This is a genomic window from Geminocystis sp. GBBB08 (assembly GCF_016743215.1).
Lineage (GTDB): Bacteria > Cyanobacteriota > Cyanobacteriia > Cyanobacteriales > Cyanobacteriaceae > Geminocystis.
Genome location: NZ_VRZC01000026.1, coordinates 1 through 20231 on the forward strand (window position 1 = coordinate 1; position 20231 = coordinate 20231).

Here is a 20231-nt window from a genome sequence, read left to right on the forward strand (position 1 = left end):
TAGGAGTTATCCTAACTGGACGAACTACAACGCCCTCTATCCCTGAGTCAAAGACTGTTGGGATTACTTTTCTCATTATATTATAGGAACCATTTACGTCTGCATTTATCCTCTTTTTTGAACCTTTTTGCTTGTACATTCCTCTGGTTTCACGATAACCACTAAACTGGTATTTTTCCTCTTTTTTTCCATATGTCGGAATATAATCTAAGGACAAAAAACTGGCACGGGATGTATAACTTTCTTCACTTACAATCACTTTTATTCCCGCCATTTCTCCTTTGTATTTTAACATTTCTACAAATCGAGCATGAGGGATATTTACAAATGATTGATTATTTTTTTTCCCATTATTTATCTCTTGTTTCCACAAAGGATTTTTGCCTATAATTAATTGTCCTATTCCTCGTTTATCTAAATAGTTTATTATCCATCGACTACAGACATGAAGATAATTTTCTATTTGATTATTTCGTTTTGCTGTTAATCTTTGAATCCGAGAAGATGTGGGAGATTTCCCTTTTAATTTACTCTGTAATTTTGCCTTAATTTTATTATAAAATTGGTTGATACTTTTTAGCACCCGCCCGTTAACCAGTATCGGTGTAAATCCTTTTTGGTTTGATGTTAACGCCGCTAAATTGTCCACTCCTATATCTATTGCCGCCGAGGAGTTGGGATTATTTACTGTACATTTATTTACTCTTTCATAAACTACCTCTATTACATATTGTTTTAATCTGGGAATTATTCTCACACAAGCTATATTTTCGACTTTTGTGGGAAATTCTATTTCTGTTTTTGACAGTTTTATTTTTCCTTTAGAGAAACTTGTTTTACTAATGGCTTGAATGGTATAAACTAATAAGTTTCTTCCTTTTATTTTATCTTTATAATTAGGCAGTCTTGGCTTTCCTTTAAATAAGGTTGGATTTTCTGAGTAAGCTTTATTTGCCTCAAAAAAACTTTGCCAATTTTTATCTAATATCCTTAATACTTGTTGACTTACTTTACTCGGTAATCCTCGATAATCTGGACTATTTTTGACTTGATGATATATCTGATTATAGTTTAAATAAGTTTTTTGAAAAATCAAAGATTGACGTACTAAATAATTAGCATAGTTATAGAGATTTTTGGAAAGAAAACATAATTTATCTATCTCTTTCCAATCTTTGTGACTTTCTTTAATTATATGTCTCTCAACTTGTCTCATTAGTTAACTGTTCAATTATTTTTTCCGTTTTTCTTTTACTTCTTCTTAACCCATAAAGTCGGGCACAAAACGATGTAATTATCGCCACTAAATCTTGGAGTAATTCATCTTTGTTATGGTCTGCTAAATTTACTATTTCTAGTTTTTTTCCTGTTTTTTCTAATAATAATGACAGGTAATTTGTGCCAAATCTAGCGAGACGGTCTTTATGTTCTACAATCAAGACATTATAGTTATCATCAACTAAAATTTGAGCTAATTGTTTTCGATTATCGTTTAATCCGCTACCCACCTCCTTAACTACTTTATCAACACGATAACCTCTTGCTATGGCATAATTGGTTAATCTCTGAGCTTGTGCTGAGAAGTTTTTTTTATTTTCAGCACTACTGACTCTCTCTGGCATAAATACAAGCAATTAAATCTACAGAACTAGACTCATCTTCTATTTTAACGACAATAGTGCCTGTAGGCAGTTGGTAAGCATTTAGCTGTCCACTTTTCCACATTCGCCATGCTGTTTGATAACTAATACCGGTTTTTTTTGCATACTCTGATAACTTCATCCCCAAATATTATACTATATATGAATATATTTGACTATATTTTTGTTTAATTTTTATTATACTGAAAATTTAACCGTATTGTCAAGATTTAATCAAAATATCGTCATTTTTAGTAACGATGAGAATTTATCTCGATAATTACCTCTGGTATTATATCTTGACCAAAAACAGATCCTGCACTATGATGTTCGTAAATTTCTGGTGTTGGTAAATTATTCAGGTTATGGTGTATTTGTGGATCTTCATTGGGCAATAACTTAATTAAAAATAAAGGCAATAAACTAGATAAATTGGTGATTAACAATAACAGCCAAAGATACTCAAAGTTTGTTTCTGTTACTCCTAACCAATGGGTAAGTAATGCCCCTAATTCATGGGAAATTAACCCCGCTAAATTCCAGATTGACATTAATAAAGCAAAAAAACTGGCTTCGATACCTTCAGGGCAAAGACGAGCAGACAATACTAATACAGGCATAAAAGCAATTTGCCCCATCACAGTTAAAATTAGACTATCTCCCAAGCTAAACCAGTGATCATCAATGCCCAAAACACGGTTAAAATGGGTTACTAATATCAGACTTGTCATTCCTAACAAGGAAGATAACACTACACACCAACCTAACATAACTCGAAAGGAAATTTGTTTTAACCATTTTTGATAACAAAATATACCTATTAGAGCGGCTAAACTGGTTATTAACCTAATTCTACCTAAAAATTCGGGAGTGAATCCTAACTCATTGGTAGAAAAGAAGAAAAAAGCAGAATCTGCACAAGGAGTGCCTTGCCAAAGGGCAACAAAAATAACTGGGGCGAGAATCGATTTTTGGGTGATGGTTTGCCATAGTTGCTTAATTTGCCCTTTAAAAGGGTTAGATATAGCTTCTTTTTCTATGGGTTTTTCCCTGATTAATCCTGCTATACCAACTACTAATAAGGGAAAACAAGCAGTAATTAAAAATACTGTATTATTACTAAAGTGTTGTAATAATGAACCACTAAAATAGGCGGTAATTAAACCTCCCAAAGCTGAACTTCCCCATGTAATAGATTGTAAAGAGCCTGATTTTGTTAGGGATTCATTTTTTGCCCTTTCGACTACCACCGAGTCAACAATAACATCACTCATGGCTACCGAAAGAGAGGTAAATAAAATAGCAATAGTCGCACTCCAAAGATTATTTACTATCGTACCTAAACTTAGCCATGCCATCGCTCCTAAAATACCAGAAAGGAATAAATAACTACGACGACGATAACCAAATAGAGGTTTACCATCACTTAAAAAACCAATAATTGGCTTAGTCACCCAAGGAATCGCCGCTATTCCCATTAACGCAGAAACTTGTGCTGGAGAAAGCATTAATTCATCTTTGAGGAAAAAACTAACAGCGAGTCTAGCTAATCCTAAGATACCCTGCACAAAATACACTGTCAGGATAGCGAATAATTCTGGAGTGAGTTTATTGCCAAATAACAGCTTATTTTCGATATATTGCTTAACTTTTGTTGGTTGATAAATATTAATAAACATTAACTATTATAAAGTTTTATTACTGAGTTTTGTTTATCTATATTAGCGTGACTTTTGTTTTTACTTAAATCCTGCTCCATATTGCCATATATCTAACCATCGATGATAGTAATATTTTTGTTGGGGAGTAAGATTTTTGGTGAAGGGTTGTAAAGATTTAGCAAGGGGATATAAACCACTATAAATACCTAAATTAGCATAATGTTTAAACCAATCGAGAAGAATAGGTAAGCCAACTTGAGGTAACAATGGTAAAACTAATTGAGGATTAACCAGAGGAAGGGTTTTGGTTAAGCCAGAAAATTGTACCACATCTTGTAAAAATGGTTTTAAGACATCATCTCCTAGTTTATCCATTACCTCAAACACACCACTCATTAAGTTATTGATTTGATTAGGATTTGCTTGAGTATTCATGTCAACACTCATAGTTTTTTGAAATAGCCATGTTACAGAAATGTTTGGTTGGTAAGGTTGAATTAAACCTAAATCTTTCGCCCTCAGACTATCACATTTTAAAGCAGAATCTATCGCATTAGTTAAGCGACTTAAATGACGCATCATTGCACCAAAACCACCAAAACTAACGGGTGATTGACTACCGCTACTATCTCCCACGGCTAAGATTCTATCCCAAGTCATTTTAATCGGGCTTTGACGATAAGCAGGAAAAAATCCAAATAAAAATCGTTGAAAGTCAATAGATTCTAATTCTATTTGTTGATATTCCGGTAAAAGTCGTAGATATTCATTCATTAATTCTGTTAAACTGATTCTATCAGGGTGAGCATCAACATAAGTAAATAAATAAGTTGTACGCCCATCTTTAGCAGGAAAAGCTTCCCAAAAATATTGACATTGATTTTGAATTGGCGTAAAAGAAACAATTAAATCTCCTGTTTCATTATTTGTAAATCCCTTACCGCAACTACCAACAACTAAACAAACTCCTTCAGGTTTTTGAGCTTTTCTTAGTTGTTTAATGATAGGAGAAAAATGCCCCATACAATCAATTAATAATCTTGTTTTTAGCTCTTGTTTGTCAGTTTTAATAATGACACCATTTTCTTTGATAACTGCATTCTTAAAATTTGTATTTTCTAAAATAATTCCTCCCCATTCTAAAAATTTTTTTTGAAGCTTAGCTATTAACAATTTTGGACTAATTCCTACATTTAAAATATTTTTTACCCATAGTTCATAACCTTGATAAAAACTAACTCTTGCAGGATTATATTCAGTAAATATCATTGTTTCTAATTCTTCAAAAGTCACTAATTCTAATTCTAATAAACAGTTTAATTCGTGACGTGAAATATTCCATTCTTGATCTCTACCTTGTAAAATTCCTTTCTCAATAACTGCGATTTTATAACCTTTTTTTTGTAAAGTAGTCGCTAAAAATATACCTAAGTTTCCTCCGCAAATAATTAGATCAAAATCCCATTCAATAAGCATTTTTTGTTCAGAGCTAATTACTGATTCAATTATAGGTTGATCATGACGTAAACTAAACCATCTTTTATCAGCGATAGATAATCTTTTTTGAACATCTTGATCTAAAGTAAAATTCATAAATCACACTCTTATTAATTTTGGTAACTATAGTTATTCATATTATTAACTAATTTTTCTTAACTTAAATGTCTTAACCTTTCCTTCGACTACTATAACAATCCTATAGGATGAGAATAGAAACAAGAGGCTTAAGCCTATTGCCAAAGAAAGCAATTATACCCCTTGCCAAAGTAATTATTTGATAACCTGAAAATTCTCACAAATAATTTAGGAATGCTATCTATCAATTAAAATTTTTACATCACAAAAAATGAGTAACTGATTTATGGTAACTATCACTCAAGTATCTGATGGATTGACAAAACAAAAGGCATTAAAAGACTGCATTTTAGGTGCTATAGATATTGGCACAAATTCTATACATATGGTTGTCGTTCAAATTAATGCCCAAATTCCTTCTTTTAGTATTATTGCCAAAGAAAAAGATACTGTTAGACTTGGCGATCGCCATTTGGAAACTGGAAATCTTACAGAAGAAGCGATAAATCGTTCTTTAGCCGCCTTAAAACGATGTAAACATCTAGCAGAAAGTTTAAAAGCAGATCAAATTATTGCAGTAGCTACTAGTGCGACAAGAGAAGCCCCCAATGGGCAGGAATTTTTAAGGAGAATTGAAACAGAATTAGGTATCTTTGTAGATTTAATTTCTGGGCAGGAAGAAGCCCGAAGAATTTATTTAGGAGTCTTATCTGGTATGGATTTTGGTGGCAAAGTTCACGCTATGATTGATATTGGAGGAGGCTCAACAGAAATAGTGTTAGGAGATAGTAAAGAAGCGAGATTTTTAAGTAGCACAAAAATAGGAGCAGTTCGTCTTACGCAAGATTTTATTCATAGTGATCCCCTTAATGATCAGGAATTTATTGCTTTACAAGCCTATATCAGAGGTATGTTAGAGCGCCCTGTGGAAGAATTTAAAAATGCCCTTAATGAAGGAGAAAAACCAATTTTTGTAGGCACATCAGGTACAGCAGAAACTATTGCTTTAATTCATTATACCCAACATCAACAAGTTGAACCTTTAACTTTAAATGGTTATCAAATACCACTAAAAGACATCGAAGCAATTTTAAATCAACTCATTACCATGAATTATGCCCAACGTGCCACTTTAGCAGGAATGTCTGAGCGCAGAGCGGAAATTATCATTGCTGGGGTTATCATTTTGGTAGAAGCCATGAAAATGTTAAATATACAATACCTTACCATTTGTGAACGGGCTTTACGAGAAGGGGTAATTGTAGATTGGATGTTACAACATGGTTATATTGAAGATCGTCTTGCCTTTCAAGGAGAAGTACGTCCTCGTAACATTTATAAAATTGCCCACAAATATCAAGTTGACTTACCCCATGCCGAGAAAATTGCTGATTTTGCCCTGAATATTTTTGACTCAATTAAAAATCAATTACATTTTTGGGGCGATATAGAACGAGAATATCTTTGGTCTGCTACTATTTTACATAATTCTGGTTTATATATCTCCCATTCTGCCCATCATAAACACTCTTATTATTTAATCCGCAATGCAGAATTATTGGGTTTTAGTGAAATCGAAATCGAATTAATTGCTCAAATTGCTCGTTATCATCGTAAAAGTAAGCCAAAGCGTAAACATGAAACCTATGCTTGTTTATCAGATCATCATCGTCGAATGATTAAACAGTTAAGTGCTATTCTCAGATTAGCGATCGCATTAGATCGTCGTCAAATAGGAGCAATAAAAAGCCTAGAATGTAAATATGACAATGAGTATAGGCAATTGCATTTACATTTAACACCAACTCAACCTAATGATGATTGTGCCTTAGAGTTATGGAATTTAGACTATAAAAAACCAATTTTCGAGCAAGAATTTCAAGTCAAAGTTTTAACCACATTACATAAACCATGAGGAAAAGGTGTTAGTTATCAGCTTTCAGTGGTCAGCTTTAAAGTATAGTAAGATTTACAGATTTATTTTTTAATCTTTAATTCTTCACGAATGATTTAGGATTGTTATATTTATTTAAGTTATTTATACATGAGGAAATTTTTAGTTTTGATAAAATTTTTGAGTATGACTTTTTAACACAAATCGTTTAAGATTGCTATACTTATTTTTCACTATTTATTAATCCATAACTATTGATTATTCACTATACTAGATATGTTAAGAAAAATCCGCAGTTTGATTGATTTATTTTTTATCAAATCAAGAAATATTAATAATGAGCCAATAAATAAAGTAAGTTTAATCGTTATTATTATTATTGACTTATTTATTCTGGTTAACGTTTTTTCTGGTTTAGATGATATTAGTAAATGGTATTTAACTCCATCTCAAGCCTATCCTTGTTATGAGCAATGGCAAAATTATAAAGAAGATATAAGAGATAATCGAGATTTTCAAATAATAAGTAATGCTTTAAATAAAGTCTCCAATTTACCTCAAAGTTATCAAGAGTCTTCTAGGCAATATTTAGGAAAAGTATCGCCAATTTGTCTTAATTTTACCAGTCTTGCAAATAACATCAATCAACCGAATAATAAGCTAATTTTTACCACGATAGAAGAAAAACAAAAACAAGTAACTTCCCTTGAAGAAAAAAATCGCACAATTCGTAGTCAGTATGATTCTAGCTTATTAGAAAAAATAGCAGGTCAACCTCAAAATTTATCGATAAATGAAATTGAAGCCCAAAAAGCAAAACAAGAATTAGATAAAAATAAGGCTAATATAACTAATCTTCAAAGAGAAATTCAGGAATTAAAACAACAATTATTAGCTACAGAGCAAAGTATTGAATTTCTTTCATTTTTAAAATCAGAAGTTAAATTTAGTGAAGTTAAACAAGGATATGAAAAAGCTGTATTTTGGTATCCAAGTATTGTCATTATCTTTCAACTTTTATTTTTATTACCTTTAATATTTATCAGTTTATTTATCCATAAATTAGCTATAGAAAAAGCCTATGGATTAATTTCCTTAATGAGTTGGCATTTATTAGTTATATTTTTTATCCCTTTACTAATCAAAATATTTGAGTTTTTACAAGTTGGGGCAATTTTTGCTTTTCTGTTGGATATTATTACCGTTATTTTTGGTGGATTAATTTTTTTAATCAATTATTTATATATCTTGATAATTCCCGTCATCGGTTTTGGAATCATCAAATTTTTTCAGCAAATTGTTTTTAATCCGAAAAATCAAGCCAGTAAAAGAGTTGAAAAATCTCGTTGTTTAAGTTGCGGTAAAAAAATTCATCATGATCATTTACATTGTCCCCATTGTGGTTATAATCAACATCAAGAATGTAATAATTGCCATAATTTAACCTATAAATTAATGCCCTATTGCCTTCACTGTGGTACACCTCAAAACACAGATCTTCTTTAGAGTTTTTGCAAAATTCAGTAGGGCGATGGATACCTCACAATTTTGAGGATGATTTACTTATTTTAAAAATACTGTAATAAATACGAGTACAAAATAAAAACTAAAATCTATTTAAGGTGAGAAATTATGAATTTTAATAACCATTACCTTGTGCATCGTTGCCTGACTTTAGCTTGATGTCTAATGAATTTTTTAATGAGGTCAACTTGAAGAGGATAAAGTAGTATAATGACTTTAGATTCATTAATATCAATCTCAATTATAATCAAACGATGACAGAAAATAAGACCAATAATAATCCTTTAACCTCAGAAGAAAAAGAAAATATTATAACATCTTTGTTACATAAAGAAGGATGTTGGGTAGATTGGGGAAAAGCCTGTCAAATATTGCAACAAGGTGGAGTTAACAGTCAAGAAATTTTTGAAGGCACAGGATTACAAACCAGTCAACAAAATTTGGTCATCGTTGCCTCTCAAGTATATGATAGTTTAATCAAGGGTGACGCAGAAGAAGATTTACTAAATTATTATCGTGGTCCTCGAAGTGATGTATTATATGAATTGAGAATTTTAAATCATCAAGAAAGACTTTCTGCCGCTATTTTAGCAAAAGAAAAACAATTAGACGTAGATGGTGCCAAAGAAATTGCCAAAGCCATCAAACATTTTTCTCATCTTTCCCAACCACCCACTGGTTTCACCCTTCATTCGGGAGATGCTGTTGCTTATCAATATTGGAAAAATGCTCGTCAGAAAAAGACTTTAGCCGATAAAGCACGTTTGATTGCCGAAGGCTTAAAATTTGCTCATTCTTCTACTGCCAGACAACAAATTGAGCAATTATTAACAGAAGCTGCTACGGCAACATCTACCTCGAAAAAAAATGCGCCTTTATTACCCATATATCGCTTAGAAACAGAAGAACAATTACCCTGTATTTTACCAGTAGTGGGAACATTTCCTTTAACGGCTAAAGATTTGGAAAATGTGCCAATTTTTGAAAGTATAGAGCCTTTTGGTCAAATTAATATTAAGCAAAATACTCAAATTGTTTCTATTCCCCATTGGCAAGTAATTTTAACAGCAAAACATCCTGCGGTTATTTTTTGTCGTAGTGAAGATTTGCCGAAACAAACTAGCACTAAATCTGAGGAATTATTAGTTGTAGTTGACTTAAGTATTAAAGATTGGAATAGTAATAATTATTGGCTAATAGAAGAAGATCAAAAACTAAAATTTAACTGGTTTGAATCTGCCCCTAACTATAACATTTTAGGTCAATTATTAATAATTGTAAAACCGAAAAAAATTCTTGATGAAGATAATTTAGCTCAACCTTGGCAAATGGATGACTAAAATAATGAGGAATGAGAAATTAGAAATTAGCAAGAGGTTTAAACCCCTTGTTAGGAATGAGAATTTTAATTATCTTTAGATAAAATCAGCTATTAGCTTTGCAATTTATTTCACAATCAGATAATTACTTATAAAATTTTTCAAACTTAACACTATCACCTAAAACCTAAAACCGATTATTTTTCTTCATCAATAATTTGATCATTCATTCAGGTAAACTAAGGTTATAATTGACTCTGACTATTTAAAATACTTTTATATAAAACCTGATTAGAAAACGTGAATTATTCTTCATCAGATGTACAAAAACGAGATACTGAACCATTAAGACGTTATTCAGCAGAAGATATAGCTCAATATTATCGTTATCGCCCTTGGTTAGCTTTATTTCGTAGTTTAAAAATAATTTTTTATTTTGTAGTTTTTATTGTTCAATTAACTTTAGATAAATGGTTTAAACAAAAAGAAAATAATCGACAAAAAAGAGCAGAACAATTAAGAAAAATATTAACAAAATTGGGACCGACATTTATAAAAGTTGGTCAAGCACTTTCCACCCGCCCTGATTTAATTCGTAAAGATTTTTTAGAAGAACTAATTAAGTTACAAGATCAATTACCACCTTTTGATAGTAAAATTGCTTTTGAGATTATCGAGAGAGAATTAGATTTAGAAATAATAGAAGCCTATAAAGAAATTTCTGCTATTCCTATCGCTGCCGCTAGTTTAGGGCAAGTTTATAAAGCTGTTTTACATACTGGAGAAGAAGTTGCAGTAAAAGTTCAACGCCCTCATTTATTACCTGTTATTCGTTTAGATTTATATTTAATGCGTTTAGCTTCTAAGTGGGTTGCTCCTTTTTTACCTCTTAATTTAGGTCATGATTTAGGGTTAATTGTTGATGAATTTGGTACTAAATTATTTGAAGAAATTGACTATATTAATGAGGGAAGAAATGCAGAAAAATTTGCTACTAATTTTTTAGGAGATGATGAAGTAAAAGTTCCTTCAATTTATTGGCGTTATAGTAGTCATAATGTCTTAACTTTAGAATGGATTAATGGTTATAAATTAAACGATTTAGACAGTATTCGTGCTGCCGGTTTAGATTTGAATGAAATCATTAGAATTGGTGTTACTTCAGGTTTAAGGCAGTTATTAGAACATGGTTTCTTTCATGCCGATCCACATCCGGGTAATTTATTCGTCATGGCTGATGGTAAAATGGCTTACATTGATTTTGGCATGATGGATCAATTAACAGAAGATACAAAAGAGACGATCGCATCTTCTGTCGTGCAATTGATAAACCGTGATTATCAGGCTTTAGCGAAAGATTTTGTCAATTTGGGCTTTTTAACCCCAGAAACGGATATAAAACCGATAATTCCTGCCTTAGAGAAAGTTTTAGGTAATGCCATCGGGCAAAGTGTGGGAGATTTTAACTTTAAAACTATCACTGATGATTTTTCAGAGTTAATGTATGATTATCCTTTTAGAGTACCAGCAAAATTTGCTTTAATCATTCGCTCTTTAGTGACTCAAGAGGGTTTAGCCTTAAGTCTTAATCCTGATTTTCGCATTGTAGAAGTCTCTTTTCCTTATATTTCTCGCCGTTTATTAACGGAAGAATCTCCGGCTATGCGTAAACGTCTCATTGAGGTTTTATTTAAAAATGGTAAATTTCAATGGGAAAGATTAGAAAATATGATTGCGATCGCACAATCTGATCGTCAATTTGATTTATTACCAACAGCTAGTTTAGGATTACAATTTTTAGTATCTGAGGAAGGAGATTATTTACGCCGTCAGTTAATCACGGCTTTAATTGAAGATGATCGACTACATACAGAAGAAGTATATCGCTTATGGACATTAATCCAACCAGAATTAAAACCTAAAAAACTCTTTGATGTGGCATTACAAGCCATTCGACAATTTTCTCAAGAAGAATTAGGAATTAGGAATTAGGAATGAAGAAAATTTAGCCATTGCCCATTGCCCCGATGTCCTGCAGGGTTTTTTCATTCTCAAAAATCTCAATTTCTGAAACTAACTAGGAGACTGAAATATAGAAGTTTTTAACTACTAATTAATCAATTAATAGCAAAAAATCAATCTGTCCACTTGTCCACCTGTCTTCTTGTCCAAAACAAATGAATTTTGATCCCGACTTTGAAAACGTTCTGGATGCCCCATTGCTTATCCTCATCAAAATACTTTTTGACGCACCCCTATTTACCATTTACCATTCACAATTCACAATTCACAATTCACTCGTTTATATTTATTAACAATCAAAAAAGCAAATCAAGTTACAATAAAAATGGGGTAAAACAAGTTTCTCCGACTTACGGGGAGGTAAAGCCATGACAACTTTAACTTTAAAAGAAGAAGACTATACCACATTCACAGCCGAACAAGTAGCAGAAATTGCCACTAGACTGGAATTAGATGACTATAAGTCACCTTTTGATGGTTTACAAGACTGGCATTTATTAAGAGCCCTTGCATTTCATCGTCAAGATTTAGTTGAACCTTATTTTTATTTACTTGATATTGAGGCTTATGACGAATCATGATCCTATATTACCATTTAAAGATAAAAATATTTTAATTTGTGTTGGGGGAGGTATCGCCGCTTATAAGGTGTGTGAAGTCGTCTCCCAATTATTTCAGCAAGGGGCAAATATTGAAGTTATTCTGACTAAATCTGCTGAAAAATTTATTACACCTTTAACTTTATCTACTTTAGCCCGAAAACCTGCTTATACAGATCAAGATTTTTGGCAACCAATTCATTCTCCCCCTCTACATATTCAACTAGGAGAATGGGCAGATTTAATCCTTATCGCACCTTTAACTGCTAATACTTTAGCTAAATTGGTTCATGGTTTAGCAGATAATCTTCTCACTAATACGATTTTAGCTTCTTTATGTCCTGTTATTGTTGCGCCAGCTATGAATACGGAAATGTGGTTACAAAAATCAGTACAAGATAATTGGCAAGAGTTACGCTTACATAATCGTTATCATCTCTTACATACTAATACCGGTTTACTTGCTTGCGATCGCATAGGGAAAGGTAGAATGGTAGAGGCAAAGGAAATTCTAACAGCCATAGAATCTATTATCTATAGTGAAGGAAAACGAGATTTAACAGGAAAAAAAATCTTAATAAGCGGAGGAAATACGAGAGAATATCTTGATCCAGTACGCTTTATTGGTAATCCGGCTACGGGTAAAATGGGAATAGCCTTAGCCAACGCCGGTTATTATCGAGGAGCGATGGTTACTCTGGTTGCAGGTAATATTAACCCTGAATTATTAAAATTATTACCCCCCATTCAGATAATTACTGTCACTACAGCCCAAGAAATGGAAACCGCCATCAGAAGTAATTTTCCCCTAGCAGATATAATTTTTATGGCCGCCGCAGTGGCAGACGTAAAACCTAGTCAATATTCCCCTAGTAAATTAACTAAGCAATCTTTACCAAAAACTCTAGAATTAGAGCAAGTTAACGATATAGTGGCAAAATTAGGAGAAATTAAGCAACCATCCCAAAAATTAATCGGATTTGCCGCCCAAACTGGTGATATTATTACCCCTGCCAAGGAAAAATTACTACGCAAAAAATTAGATGCGATCGTAGCGAATCCTCTTGACAAAGATAACGCCGGTTTTGCAACTGATACCAATGAAGCCGTCTTCATCACTGCAAAAGGCAAAGAAATAATTATCAAACCTTGCACAAAATTATTCTTAGGAAATCAAATTCTTACACTTTGCCTTTCATGGGGTTGACAACTCCCCGCCTTTTACGGCTAGGATTCTTCCTTCACTGAGTGATGCCTTGTAAAAGCAGTACCTTTACTCGGTCTTACTCTCTCTCCAGAAGGGATTGCGATGTGTCCCACCGCTTTTAAAATACGCAAACCTTCATCTCTGATAATAAAAATAGGCAGGTTATTAATCGCTAAAATTTTGGATAAATTCTAAATTCCTCGGGCAATGGATTGAACACCTCGCTCATCATTCATTTTACTAAACCATGATTGATCTTGAGTAAAAATAATATCAATTGTCATATTCGGATATTTTTGCATAATTGTCTCACTTAAGTGCGATCGCATTTTATCTATTTCCGTTAAGGTTATCTCACTCTCGGAAACAGGTAATAACCAATAAAAATGTAGATAAAGAGACTGTCCGACTTCTGTCATCCTTATTGCATATCTTTCCCAAGGAAGATTACTAATCGCTTCTTTAATTAAGCCTTTAACAGTATTTTGAATTTCCACAGAAGCAGAGCCTAACATCAACTGTTTAAGACTATCACCAATAATCATCACTGGAATGGGAAAAGCAATTAAGACTAAAATAGTTACAATAGTCGGATCAGCATAAGGTACAAGATTACTAAATGGAGTTTGTTTTAAAAAAGTAGCGATGGAAAAAGAAACTCCCACAGCAACCGAAATCATCCCATTAATAAACCAATTTTTAACATGTACGGTAACAATGGGAGAATTTGTTTTTTGGGCTAAAATTTTCTGAATAAAAGCCACAATTAAACAAACAATGGATGCAACAATGGCATAAAGTACCGCTATACCTGTATTAGCTGGTCTTCCGCCATGAAATAAAGCACCAATAGCAGAAGTAAAAGCAAAAAGAGAAACTCCAAATACCAATAAACCTTTACAAAGATTTAGTAATGGCACAAATCCTGCATAGCCAAAATTGAATAATTTATTTTCCGATTTACTGATTAGCCATGTAATCCATAAAGAAGCCCCAGCCATTAAAAAATTCACCAAATTGAAAAAACCATCAAGCATAACCGCATCGGATTGAATCCAAATACCAAAACTAATGCCAAAAATAGACATACAAAAAGTTGTACCAATAGAAATATAAATTGATCTTTGTTCAAGAAGACGATAATTATTATTCATAAACTTTTAAATTTTTATAATCTGTGAATTTAATATAGCAATCTTATTTTTCTCATGGTCAATAATTTTTTTTAAGATATTGATAATAGAGCAAAATTACATTGTGATAATTATTAGCAAATGAAAATTATTCTTTAATAATTACTAAATATCTATTAAGTGATTAATTAATTTTTGTGAATAATTAATTAGTAAATTGTTTAATCATATAGTCAATTAGTTATTCCTGTAAAATTAATAACAGAATTAGGATAATAAAAGACCATTTTGTAAATAAATATTGAAGAATTGTAAAAAAATTGAATCAAAATTAGAATATTAGGTTATAAGTAAGATCAAGTACTTAAATTTAGAACTCAAAATTCACTGAACAATTAAAGTAATAAACATTAAACTATTCTTGAGTAAATTATTAAGATATAGTTAAAATTTTTGAACAAAATATGAATTGATGATTTAAGGATGCCTTCATGTTTTCAACTATCAATCAATTAACTGAAACAGATTACTCTACCAGAGATCAACAAGGACAAGTTGCTTTTTATGTCCTACTGTGGAAACGAGAGGGTATATCTTTAGAATTGTTCGATGAATATTGGAAAGATGTTCATGGACCAGTTTGTGCTAGATTACCCGGACAGTATCAGTATTGGCAATTCCATGTCGCCCATAATGAAGGTGGTTTTTGTCCGCAAATTGAAGGTTTAGACTATCATCGAGTTGCCGAAGATAACTTTGACGGTATCGCCGAGTTAACTTTTAAGAGTGAAAATGATCGGAATATTTGGTTTACCGCCGCTGGTATTCTTATGGATGATGAACATAATTTATTCAAGAAGGCGATCGGCTATACTACGAGTCAAGGTAATTCCATTACTTATATTGATCGCATTGCCAATGGCACTCCTAACGGAGAAACGGGAATTATCAAATTTCATGTAATGGTGAAAAAAAGCCCTCATATTAGTCGAGACGCATTTCGTAATTATTTTCGAGATACCTTTGCCCCAGCTATAATCAAAAGTCCTTCCCTATTAAAATTTCGGTTACATCTATTTGATGACATTGATAACTCTCGTCCTGATGCTGCGGGGGTTATTCATTCAGAAACTCCAGGAAAAGAATATGATGCTGCTTACGAAATTGCTTTTATTAATCATCTGGAAAGGGAAAAATTCTTTGCTTCCGTTGAATATAATCAAGCCATAAAAAACGCCTCCCAATATATTCACAAAATTTCTCCTTTCCCAGAAAGAACCGCCTATACCTTTGTTTACGAAGGAACAATGACTCTAGCTGGGCAACGAAGTTCATCGGTAGCGGAATTAATTACCGAAATTGGTGCGGTAAATCAAATCAAACCCGATATTACCGAATTAATGTTACATCAAAAATTAGAAAATCAAAGTACCACCAACTCTAATAAATCAATGAAAAAAAGAACCAATTACTATCAAGGATTATCGGCTGATTATTCTCGTCCGGGTTTAGTAAGCTCTTATGTTGCAAAAAAACTCATTGAGGATGCTGAAAGGATTGTCGCAATGAAAGAGTCAGTATTACCAGCTATTGCACCTAACTACACATTAGCACAAATTGAACAAGAAAATAAAGATTGGTGGCCCACTCATTGTGAAGCCTTAAGACAGGGTAGAGGTGACATTTTAACAGGGGAATATCGTGATGATTTGATTTATCTTTGTCAAGATGGTCCTTACTTTGGTTTAAACGAGCAAAGAGAAAGAGAAAAACATTGGTGGGCGTTGATTGCACAACCCGGAGTTACCATGTGTTGGCCCATTGTCATGTTTTCAGGAGAACACACTTATTTTGAATGGAAGTGCGTTGACGATGAAACCAATGAAACCTTAGCTAAGGGTAACGTTACATGGGTAAGAAGAGGACATCGAGGTGCTTGTTATCTCAAAACTGAACAATTAACTTTCTATCGTGATGTATTTGCACCTAGCGAGTTAATTAGTTTAATTACTACTTAAATTTGACTAATTTGGTAACAAACAAGGGGTTTAAACTCCTTGCTGAATGCCGAATGCCTAACTAATTCCTAATTCCTAATTAAAAATGACAGATACACCTTATTACAAAAATGCAGTTCTTGATGACTTGGAATTGCAAGAAGCATTAAAAAGTCTTAATCCTCAATTCGGTGATTTTGTCACTAGAGTGGCAGGAGAGGCATGGGGATTACCCTTAATTGATCAAAAAACGAAGGCTTTAATTACCATTGCTCTTGATGTTGCTAATCAAAGTCAAAATGGTCCGGGTAGTCCCTTTGGAGCTCATGTGGTTATGGCAATTAAACAAGGTGCAACCAGAGAGGAAATTGAAGAATTACTAGTATTTCTTTGTCCTTATACTGGTTTTAATAAAGTTGCCGGTTGCTTTGGTGCTTTAAACAATTTTTTTTCTCAATCCCCTTAGAGGATAAATCTATGACTTTAACGATTACTCAAACCAATTACGCAGAAAGAGATGTAGAAGGTAAAGTTGCTTTTTATGTTCTTCTCTGGAAACGGGAAGGAATCCCCCTTGATTTATTCGATAACTACTGGAAGGATGTTCACGGACCAGTATGTGCCAGATTACCGGGACAATATCAGTATTGGCAGTTTCATGTTGCCCATAGTGAAAATGGTTTATTTCCTGAAATTAATGGGGTAAATTCTAATTTTGACCTTCAAGATAATTTCAATGGTATTGCTGAATTAACCTTTAAAAATGAGAGCGATCGCAATACTTGGTTTACGGCGGCAGGAATTTTGATGGATGATGAACGAAATTTATTTAAAAAAGCCATCGGTTATACCACCAGTGTTGGAAATTCCATTACCTATGTGGATGGTATCCCTGATGGTAAACCTAACGGAGTTGTTGGGGCTGTTAAATATCATATATTAGTAAAAAAACAACCCAATGTTACCGTAGAGAATTTCCGTAATTATTTACGCAATACTTTCGCCCCCGCCCTTAGTCAATCTTCATCAATTCTAAAATTCCGTTTACATTTGTTTGATGCCATTGATAATTCTCGCCCTGATGCTCCCGGTGTTATCCATTCTGAAGCTCAAGGAAAGGAATATGATGCCGCCTTTGAAATTGCCTTTGCTAATCAATTAGAGCGAGAAAAATTCTTTGCTTCTACCGAATATCAACAAGCAATTCAACAAGCCCCTCAATATTTACAATTGTTACGTCCTTTTCCTGAACGGACTGCTTATACTTTTGTTTATGAAGGTAAAATGACTTTAGCAGGGGAAAGAAGCGCCAAAGTATCGGAATTAATCGCCAGTATTGGTGCAACTAATCAACTACAACCAGACATTACTAATCTTATGTTAAGCGGTACTTATCAAAACGGTCAAGCCGTAGTCAATAATAACGGTAATGGTACTCATAACGGTAACGGAAAAGTGCCTTTAGAAGTTATCACCCAAGCGCCCCAAAGAACGGTTGCTCAACATTTACAAGGAGTTCAACATTTTGGGATTACCGTTAATAATCTCGATGTCGCCCTCGAATTTTATCTTGAAGTTTTAGGAGGTAAATTAGCCATCGGCGGTGATGGTTTTATCGGTGATGAATTACATAATCTTCTCTTTCAAAAAGAGGAAATAGAGGCGAAGGAAAAAGGTATTGATTTAAAATCTCTTGGAGTACCAAGTATTCGAGATGGTAATAAAGAAGCCTTAGACGTGCGTTTTATCTCCTTTGGTAATACTTGCGTAGAGTTAATTCACTTCCGTAATGCTCATCTTGATGCTCATGCCCCGAACGTGTTTGAGGCGATTCCTTCTGGTATTGGTCATGTTAACGCCCCTCATATCTCCTTTTTCGTTAAAGATGATGTGGATTTGAATGAATTTGCGAGAATGTTAGAAGAAGAATGTCATCGCCGAGGCATGACTAATGTCATTGCTAATCGTACTATTGAATTAACTTCGGAACAAGCAAGGGCAAAAGCACCTCATATCTATGCTAAAACGGAATTCCCTGGAGATTTTGACGGTTGGGCATTATTCTACTGTAAAGGACCTAACGGCGAACAGTTAGAATTTAACCAAGTCAGACGCACAGCCAAAGCTAATTTTCTCCGAGCCCAAAAAGAATATAACCTCGCTAATGATAACCACTATTGGGGTTTAAATGGTAAAGGATTAAGTTCTGCTAATCAAGAATTAAGTGCCTATTATAGTATCCCTGTTAATGCTAGTTCTGAATTAGTGTGGACAATTCTCTTAGATAAGATAGAGAATCCGGGCAATTATATGCCTTCTCCTGTGGAATATACCAAAACCTTAGAAAAATATAGTGACGGTATGTTGAGGGAAGTTAAAACCTCTCAAATGCTCGTCAGAGAAAGAATTACCATTGATGAAGCGAACTTGAAAATTACCTACGATATTCTCAATTATCCAATGTTTCAACCTCGTTTTATCAATCAGGTAGTGCAACCTAATGAGCCGGGTAAGAATTTATTACCTCAGCTTATTAATATTTTTCAATTAACACCTTTAGTGGAAGGGGCACTAGATACTCCTGAAGCTCAATTGTTTATTCATGCCGCTAATCCCGAATTTATCGAGAAGGCAACTTTACACATTAAAAACATCATTGAAAAACAAAACCCAGTAAATGCTATGACACAAGCTACTATCACAAGTCCAACGACGGCTACCAATGAAGGTCCTTTATGTCAAATTGTTCGTCAAATGTTCCTCGCCGGGGAATCCATGAATGTCCAAAACTTCGTTAAATTTTACACTGAAGATGCTCATTATCAATTTAGTAATTTTCCTGTAGCCTATGGTCCTCAAGGCATTATTGACTCATCCCAAGGATTTTTACAAACGGTAGCCAAAGTTTATCACCATATTATGAAAATGTGGGAATTTGGTAACACCGTAATCTGTGAAATGGAAGTTACTTATATCCGTCATGACGGTAAAGTTTTCCGTTTACCTTGTTGTGACACCATCGTTTTTAAAGGAGATAAAGTCCAAGAATTACGCATTTTTATGGACATTATGCCCGTATTCAATACCCCTCAAGTTGGTTCTGAAGAAAGTGACGAAAAAGTTTTGCCCCAAGGAACGATTAGTGGAATTTTAGGCAAAATGTATGAGGCTTTACACGCTAGTAATTGGGAATTATTTAAAACCTTCTTTACCGATGATGTTTTATATAAAATTGGTGCAAATGATCCTGTCATCGGTCCAGAGGCGATCGCCGGTTTATTACAACATATCTATAAAACCCTGAAACTTACCACTCATAACCAACGAGGATTCTGGGAAGTCGGTAATACCATCATCTTAGAAATGGATGCTAACTATGTTAACAAAAAAGATAAAACCTTTGTGCAAGTTCCTTGTACGGATATTTACCGTTTCGATGGCGAGAAAATTTACGAATGGCGTGTTTATCCTGATGCTTCTAAAACAGGAGTAGTACTTTAAATATTATAAGTATTAAGCAGGTCTTTCAGTCTGATTAAATTCCATAGGGGTTGAAGCAAAAAAAATTTAAAAAATCCTCAAAAATTTTAACCTCAATCCCTTTTTTTTGAAGTCATCATTTTGATTTATTAACAGATTCAAATTATTACTTAGATCTTG

At 33.3% G+C, this 20231-nt stretch carries 13 protein-coding genes and 2 pseudogenes; 9 read left to right on the forward strand and 6 right to left on the reverse strand.

Annotated elements, in window-relative coordinates:
• The 4 genes and pseudogenes from FWJ34_RS05375 to FWJ34_RS05390 all read right to left on the reverse strand — a co-directional run.
• A partial coding sequence (locus FWJ34_RS05375; protein ID WP_308254296.1) for a transposase occupies nucleotides 1–1216 on the reverse strand: 1216 nt, incomplete at its 3' end.
• A pseudogene (locus tag FWJ34_RS05380) lies at nucleotides 1203–1788 on the reverse strand (IS607 family transposase). The pseudogene FWJ34_RS05380 and the gene FWJ34_RS05375, both read right to left, overlap by 14 nt.
• A 103-nt stretch (nucleotides 1789–1891) precedes the next feature.
• Nucleotides 1892–3319, reverse strand: a complete 1428-nt coding sequence (locus tag FWJ34_RS05385) for a folate/biopterin family MFS transporter (RefSeq protein WP_308254297.1) — start codon at nucleotides 3317–3319, stop codon at nucleotides 1892–1894.
• Nucleotides 3320–3379: 60 nt separating this feature from the next.
• A complete protein-coding gene (locus FWJ34_RS05390; protein ID WP_308254298.1) occupies nucleotides 3380–4894 on the reverse strand; it encodes an FAD-binding oxidoreductase in 1515 nt (504 codons plus the stop codon).
• Nucleotides 4895–5162: 268 nt separating this feature from the next.
• On the opposite strand from FWJ34_RS05390, the gene FWJ34_RS05395 reads away from it, so the two are divergent.
• The 6 genes from FWJ34_RS05395 (at nucleotide 5163) to coaBC (ending at nucleotide 13441) form a co-directional block, all read left to right on the forward strand.
• On the forward strand, nucleotides 5163–6791 hold the full coding sequence (locus FWJ34_RS05395) for a Ppx/GppA phosphatase family protein (protein WP_308254299.1): 1629 nt from the start codon (nucleotides 5163–5165) through the stop codon (nucleotides 6789–6791).
• Nucleotides 6792–7046: 255 nt separating this feature from the next.
• A complete protein-coding gene (locus FWJ34_RS05400; RefSeq protein ID WP_308254300.1) occupies nucleotides 7047–8276 on the forward strand; it encodes a hypothetical protein in 1230 nt (409 codons plus the stop codon).
• A gap of 272 nt (nucleotides 8277–8548) precedes the next feature.
• Nucleotides 8549–9634, forward strand: coding sequence for a RuBisCO accumulation factor 1 (locus tag FWJ34_RS05405; protein WP_308254301.1), 1086 nt, complete (start codon nucleotides 8549–8551; stop codon nucleotides 9632–9634).
• A gap of 279 nt (nucleotides 9635–9913) precedes the next feature.
• Nucleotides 9914–11605 (forward strand): AarF/ABC1/UbiB kinase family protein, encoded by a 1692-nt coding sequence (locus FWJ34_RS05410; protein WP_308254302.1) that lies wholly within the window; start codon nucleotides 9914–9916, stop codon nucleotides 11603–11605.
• Between the two features lie 398 nt (nucleotides 11606–12003).
• The gene (locus tag FWJ34_RS05415; RefSeq protein WP_308254303.1) at nucleotides 12004–12216 is read left to right on the forward strand and encodes a DUF2555 domain-containing protein; all 213 of its coding nucleotides are present in this window, start codon (nucleotides 12004–12006) and stop codon (nucleotides 12214–12216) included.
• Nucleotides 12203–13441, forward strand: a complete 1239-nt coding sequence (coaBC, locus tag FWJ34_RS05420) for a bifunctional phosphopantothenoylcysteine decarboxylase/phosphopantothenate--cysteine ligase CoaBC (RefSeq protein ID WP_308254304.1) — start codon at nucleotides 12203–12205, stop codon at nucleotides 13439–13441. Before FWJ34_RS05415 ends, coaBC begins: the two co-directional genes overlap by 14 nt.
• 20 nt (nucleotides 13442–13461) lie before the next feature.
• On the opposite strand, the pseudogene FWJ34_RS05425 reads toward coaBC, so the two are convergent.
• Both FWJ34_RS05425 and FWJ34_RS05430 read right to left on the reverse strand, forming a co-directional pair.
• A pseudogene (locus FWJ34_RS05425) lies at nucleotides 13462–13587 on the reverse strand (RNA-guided endonuclease TnpB family protein); the annotation flags it as partial.
• A 45-nt stretch (nucleotides 13588–13632) separates the two neighbouring features.
• Nucleotides 13633–14595, reverse strand: a complete 963-nt coding sequence (locus FWJ34_RS05430) for a cation transporter (RefSeq protein WP_308254305.1) — start codon at nucleotides 14593–14595, stop codon at nucleotides 13633–13635.
• Nucleotides 14596–15065: 470 nt separating this feature from the next.
• Here FWJ34_RS05430 and FWJ34_RS05435 point away from each other — a divergent pair, with 470 nt between their 5' ends.
• The 3 genes from FWJ34_RS05435 (at nucleotide 15066) to FWJ34_RS05445 (ending at nucleotide 20072) form a co-directional block, all read left to right on the forward strand.
• Complete coding sequence (locus FWJ34_RS05435) at nucleotides 15066–16592, forward strand: EthD domain-containing protein (protein ID WP_308254306.1); 1527 nt, start codon at nucleotides 15066–15068, stop codon at nucleotides 16590–16592.
• A gap of 85 nt (nucleotides 16593–16677) precedes the next feature.
• Entirely contained in the window at nucleotides 16678–17037 is a 360-nt protein-coding gene (locus tag FWJ34_RS05440) for a carboxymuconolactone decarboxylase family protein (protein ID WP_308254307.1), read from the forward strand.
• An 11-nt stretch (nucleotides 17038–17048) separates the two neighbouring features.
• The gene (locus FWJ34_RS05445; protein ID WP_308254308.1) at nucleotides 17049–20072 is read left to right on the forward strand and encodes a nuclear transport factor 2 family protein; all 3024 of its coding nucleotides are present in this window, start codon (nucleotides 17049–17051) and stop codon (nucleotides 20070–20072) included.
• Nucleotides 20073–20231 lie beyond the last annotated feature (159 nt).

Coding starts and splice junctions, on each gene's coding strand:
- FWJ34_RS05445 (WP_308254308.1), top strand. CDS start 17,049: ATGACTTTAACGATTACTCAAACCAATTACGCAGAAAGAGATGTAGAA.
- coaBC (WP_308254304.1), top strand. CDS start 12,203: ATGACGAATCATGATCCTATATTACCATTTAAAGATAAAAATATTTTA.
- FWJ34_RS05440 (WP_308254307.1), top strand. CDS start 16,678: ATGACAGATACACCTTATTACAAAAATGCAGTTCTTGATGACTTGGAA.
- FWJ34_RS05415 (WP_308254303.1), top strand. CDS start 12,004: ATGACAACTTTAACTTTAAAAGAAGAAGACTATACCACATTCACAGCC.
- FWJ34_RS05435 (WP_308254306.1), top strand. CDS start 15,066: ATGTTTTCAACTATCAATCAATTAACTGAAACAGATTACTCTACCAGA.
- FWJ34_RS05385 (WP_308254297.1), bottom strand. CDS start 3,319: ATGTTTATTAATATTTATCAACCAACAAAAGTTAAGCAATATATCGAA.
- FWJ34_RS05430 (WP_308254305.1), bottom strand. CDS start 14,595: ATGAATAATAATTATCGTCTTCTTGAACAAAGATCAATTTATATTTCT.
- FWJ34_RS05405 (WP_308254301.1), top strand. CDS start 8,549: ATGACAGAAAATAAGACCAATAATAATCCTTTAACCTCAGAAGAAAAA.
- FWJ34_RS05395 (WP_308254299.1), top strand. CDS start 5,163: ATGGTAACTATCACTCAAGTATCTGATGGATTGACAAAACAAAAGGCA.
- FWJ34_RS05390 (WP_308254298.1), bottom strand. CDS start 4,894: ATGAATTTTACTTTAGATCAAGATGTTCAAAAAAGATTATCTATCGCT.
- FWJ34_RS05400 (WP_308254300.1), top strand. CDS start 7,047: ATGTTAAGAAAAATCCGCAGTTTGATTGATTTATTTTTTATCAAATCA.